Source organism: Mesorhizobium sp. M2C.T.Ca.TU.002.02.1.1 (assembly GCF_003997225.1).
Map to the genome: position 1 here is coordinate 1 of NZ_RZTO01000517.1, position 4,517 is coordinate 4,517.

Annotated in this window: 5 protein-coding genes and 1 pseudogene; 4 read left to right on the forward strand and 2 right to left on the reverse strand. The window is 64.0% G+C overall.

Features of this window, described 5'->3' with window-relative positions; translation table 11 throughout:
* The 4 genes and pseudogenes from EOD07_RS38650 to EOD07_RS23785 all read left to right on the forward strand — a co-directional run.
* A pseudogene (locus EOD07_RS38650) lies at positions 1-130 on the forward strand (aldehyde dehydrogenase); the annotation flags it as partial.
* 8 nt (positions 131-138) lie between these two features.
* Positions 139-1,617: an aldehyde dehydrogenase gene (locus EOD07_RS23775; protein WP_127237183.1), complete on the forward strand. Its 1,479-nt coding sequence runs from the start codon at positions 139-141 to the stop codon at positions 1,615-1,617.
* Positions 1,618-1,671: 54 nt separating this feature from the next.
* Positions 1,672-2,451 carry an SDR family oxidoreductase gene (locus tag EOD07_RS23780; RefSeq protein ID WP_040983739.1) on the forward strand — a complete coding sequence of 260 codons (780 nt, stop codon included), beginning with the start codon at positions 1,672-1,674 and terminating at the stop codon, positions 2,449-2,451.
* Positions 2,452-2,470: 19 nt separating this feature from the next.
* Positions 2,471-2,920, forward strand: a complete 450-nt coding sequence (locus EOD07_RS23785; protein ID WP_127237184.1) for a VOC family protein — start codon at positions 2,471-2,473, stop codon at positions 2,918-2,920.
* Between the two features lie 45 nt (positions 2,921-2,965).
* Here the strand turns inward: EOD07_RS23785 and EOD07_RS23790 are convergent, their stop codons facing one another.
* Positions 2,966-3,619, reverse strand: a complete 654-nt coding sequence (locus tag EOD07_RS23790) for a GntR family transcriptional regulator (RefSeq protein ID WP_040983741.1) — start codon at positions 3,617-3,619, stop codon at positions 2,966-2,968.
* Positions 3,620-3,739: 120 nt separating this feature from the next.
* The coding region (locus tag EOD07_RS23795; RefSeq protein WP_164772469.1) for an FAD-binding oxidoreductase at positions 3,740-4,517 on the reverse strand (778 nt) is incomplete at its 5' end.

The window sequence follows — 4,517 nt, forward strand, 5'->3', positions numbered from 1 at the left end:
CCCTGCCGAGGGGCCCCGCCTGTTCGTGCTGAAGATCACCGCAGAGAACCTGCCGCGCTCGCTGCCGCCGCGCGACGCCGTAGCGGTCAAGAACCGCTTTCGCGCCCATCTGGGCTTTGCCACCTGTTGAGGGCCGACATGCCGCTGGTCAGCTTCCAGAACACGGTCGGTGGTCGGCTGCAATCGAACGCCGACACGTTCGAGAGCTATGACCCCTTCACCGGCAAGCCGTGGGCGCTGATCCCGCGCGGCGGCAAGGCCGAAGTGGACGCGGCCGTGGCGTCCGCCAAGGCGGCTTTCCGCTCGAAGGACTGGGCCGGCATCACGCCGACCGCGCGCGGCAAGCTCCTGGTGCGGCTCGCCGAACTGATTGCCGAGAATGCCGAGCGCATCGCCGCGATCGAGACGCGCGACAACGGCAAGCTGATCACCGAGATGACGGCGCAGCTGCGTTACATCCCCGAATGGTACCGCTATTTCGGCGGCCTCGCCGACAAGATCGAAGGAGCGGTGCTGCCGATCGACAAGGCCGGCATGTTCGCTTTCACCCGCCACGAGCCACTCGGCGTCATCGCCGCGATCGTGCCCTGGAACTCGCCGCTGCTGCTGCTCACCTGGAAGCTTGCGCCGCTGCTGGCGGCCGGCAACACCGTCGTCATCAAGCCGTCGGAACACGCCTCGGCCTCGACGCTGGAATTCGTCAAGCTGTTCGCGCAAGCGGGCTTTCCGCCGGGCGTCGTCAACACCGTCACCGGCATGCCGCAGGATGTCGGCGTGCCGCTCGTCTCCCATCCCGACGTCGCCAAGATCGCCTTCACGGGCGGCGAGCCGGGCGGGCTTGCCGTCTACCGCGCGGCCGCCGAGGGGTTGAAGACGGTCACGCTCGAGCTCGGCGGCAAGTCGGCCAACATCGTCTTCGACGACGCCAATCTGGAAAGCGCCGTCAACGGCGCGATCTCCGGCATTTTCGCGGCCAGCGGCCAGACCTGCATCGCCGGCTCGCGGCTGCTCGTCCAGCGCAAGATACATGACCGGTTCGTGGCCGAGGTGATCAAGCTTGCCGCCAGCGCCCGAATGGGCAACCCGGCGCTGCCGGAAACGCAGGTCGGACCCATCACCACGCAGTCCCAGCGTGAGAAGGTGCTCTCCTATCTCGGAATCGCCGAGCGCGAGGGCGCCTTGTGCGTGCTGGGCGGCGGCAAGCCTGCGTCGGACAAGCTGGCGGAGGGGTGGTTCGTCGAGCCCACCATCTTTACCGGCGTGAACAATGCGATGCGCATCGCGCGTGAAGAAGTGTTCGGGCCGATCCTGTCGGTCATTCCTTTCGACGACGAGGAAGAGGCCTTCGCCATTGCCAATGACAGCCCCTACGGGCTGGCGGCGGGACTGTGGACGAGCGACATGGGCAGGGCGCTGCGCGGCGCGGCGGCGATGGAGGCGGGCATGGTCTGGATCAATTCATACCGTGCGGTCTCCTATATGGCGCCCTTCGGCGGCTACAAGAGAAGCGGTATCGGCCGCGAGAGCGGGCAGGAGGCGATCGGCGCCTATCTGCAGACCAAGACGGTGTGGATAGATATGGCGGGCAAGACCGCCAATCCCTTCGTGATCCGCTAAGATAGACAAGGGTCCGAAGGCAATGGCCCGTTCAGAATGACGAGGGAACCGCATATGAGACAAGCAGGCAAGGTCGCGATCGTCACCGGAGCGGCACGCGGCATCGGGCGCGCATGCGCCGAGCGCTTCCTGGCTGAAGGCGCGAAGGTCGTGCTCGGCGATATCGACGCTCAAGAGCTCGAGAAATGCGCTGCCGAAATCGGCTCCCCGGCGAGCGTCGCAGCGGTGGTCACGGATGTCAGCAGGAAGGAGCAGGTCGACGCGCTGGTGGCGGCGGCGGTCACCAGGTTCGGCCGTGTCGACATCATGGTCAACAATGCCGGCATCGCTCCGGTCCAGGACTTTCTCGACATCAGCGAGGCCGACTACGACCGGGTCCTCGCCGTCAATTTGAAGGGCGCGTTCATGGGCACGCAGGCGGCCGCTCGCCAGATGATCGCGCAAGGGCAGGGCGGCGTGATCATAAACATGTCCTCGATCAATTCCGGGCTCGCCAATCCCCGGGTCGCGACCTATGCGATCTCGAAGGGCGGGATGAATCAGGTGACGGGCACCGCCGCCGTCGCCTTCGCGCCCTATGGCATCCGCGTGGTCGGTGTCGGTCCGGGCACGATCGCCACGGAGATGGTGATGGATGGTACCTTCATCGATTCCGAGGAAATGCGCCGCGCGATCCTTTCGCGTACGCCGCTCGGGCGACTGGGCACCGCGGCGGAGATCGCCTCGGTCGTGGCGTTTCTCGCCAGCGACGATGCGTCCTACATCACCGGCGAGACCATCTACCCGGATGGCGGGCGCCGCGTGCTCAACTACACCGTCCCGGTCAAGGAGTAGGGAATTGGGAAACAAGGTAATGGGTAATTTCGACAAGCTGCATCACATCTGCATCGTCGTGCATGATATCGACAAGGCGCAGGCCTATTACGACTCCATCGGTATCGGCCCGTGGGAAGCCTACCCGCCTCTGACCGAATACGAGGAGCTGCAGGTCCCGAGCCCTAAAGGCTTCGTGGCGATGCAATATCGGATCTGCAATTTGCCGAACGTTCAGTTGCAGCTCTGCCAACCGAGCCACGATCCTACGCCGCAGCGCATCCACCTGGACACGAAAGGCGAGGGTGTCTTCCACATCGGCTTCGAGGTCCGCGACGCGGATGCAGCCGAAGCGGAGGCCGAGCGCGACGGCCTCTCCGTGCTGATGCGCGGGCGCCGGGAAAATCGCACCGGCTTCACCTATTACGACACGGCCGACAAGGCGGGCGTGATCCTTTTAACCCGGGCCACGAATTTGCCGGGTAAATGATCCACTGAGGATATGAAGTGGCGCGCGGCAGGCTGTTGCTGCGCGTCAGTCGCCGCGCAATTCCTGAAGCCTGTCGACCAGGAATTTGCCGCTGGTGATGATGTGCATTTCCAGCAGGCTGACGGCGCGCAGCGTATCCTTCGCCTCGCACAGCTCGATAAGCTGCCAGTGGTCTCGATCGGACTTCACCTGAATTTCGGTGAGCGAGACCATCATGCGGGTGTAGCGCTCCAATTGCTGGTAGATGCGTCCCACCAGCTCGATCGTCGCCTTGCGGCCGGACGGGGCGTAGAGGGCGGCATGGAAGTTCCAGTTCAGCTGGTTGGAGTATTCGCCGGTCGCGCCTTGCTCCTGATGCTGCCTGGCTCGTTCCTTGGCAAGTGCGAGGTCGTCGTCGGTCATCCTCGGGATGGCAAGGGCAAGCAGCCAGGTCTCGATCCGGGCGCGCAATTCATAAAGCTCGAGGATTTCGTCGAGCGAGATCGAAGAAACCACGGCGCCCTTGTGGGAGACGAGCGTGACGAAGCCTTCCGAATGAAGCTGGTGCAGCGCCTCGCGCACGGGTATCCGGCTGACGCCGAACTCGGTCGCCAGATGCTCCTGCCGCAGCTGGGCATTCGCCTCGTATTCACCGATCAGGATCTTCTGCCTGATGGCGTCGGCGACCTGGGCCGATATGGTTTTCTTCTGTACGAGCATGGATCAGCCTAGGGCGACGGCGCCTTTATTTAGCGTGCGGCGCCATTTTGATTGAAGAAACGGACGCATAGCACCGCTCACAGGTTGTTGTCACTCCGATGCCAATGCCTTGCTTCCGCTTCAGTAGACATGTTCCTCGATCGGCTGGTTGTTGGCGATACGCTCGTAGCGGAAGGCCGAGAGATCGATGGAACGGTATTCGCCATAGGCAATGAGGTCGCTCACGCCGGAACCGGTCGCCGCCGCGTGCATCATGCCGTGACCGCTGAAGCCGGTGGCCAGCACGAAGTTCGGAATTTCCGGATGGGGCCCGATGATGCCGCTGTGGTCGAAGGTGTTGTACTCGTAGAGGCCTGCCCAGGCACGCAGCATGCGCAATTGTTCGAAGCCGGGCACGCGGTGCGCCAGGGCAGGCCAGATCAGCTCGTCGAACAGGTCGTAGTCCACATCGAGGCCAAAATCGTCCGGATCGTTCTCGCGCACCGGTGGAATGCCGCAGAGGAAGAGCTGGCCCTCCGGCCGCAGCCAGAAGCCGCTTGTATCGAAGACGAAAGGACAATTGTCGATCCGCGCCGGGCTTTCGAAGACGAAGACGCATCGCTTGCTGGGCACGACTGGGAGATGCGTGCCGGCCATCCGCGCAATGCCCGCGCTCCACGGCCCGGCCGCGTTGATCACCATGCCGGCGGAAAGCCGTTCGCCATTGTCCAGCACCACTTCGCCGACCCTCTTTCGGTTAGCCATGGTCAGTCCGGTCACGGTCGCGGCACGATAGTCGACCTTCTGGGCGCGCGCCTTGCGGCGGAAAGCCTGCATCAGGCCAGGTCCGTCGAACCAGCCTTCGCAGCCGCGGCCGAATGAGCCGAGCGCCAGGTCCTGCGTGTTGAGCCAAGGGAAG

Bases quoted from the DNA above. Each gene is read 5' to 3' on its own strand.
- EOD07_RS23775 (WP_127237183.1), top strand. From the start codon at position 139: ATGCCGCTGGTCAGCTTCCAGAACACGGTCGGTGGTCGGCTGCAATCG.
- EOD07_RS23790 (WP_040983741.1), bottom strand. From the start codon at position 3,619: ATGCTCGTACAGAAGAAAACCATATCGGCCCAGGTCGCCGACGCCATC.
- EOD07_RS23785 (WP_127237184.1), top strand. From the start codon at position 2,471: ATGGGTAATTTCGACAAGCTGCATCACATCTGCATCGTCGTGCATGAT.
- EOD07_RS23780 (WP_040983739.1), top strand. From the start codon at position 1,672: ATGAGACAAGCAGGCAAGGTCGCGATCGTCACCGGAGCGGCACGCGGC.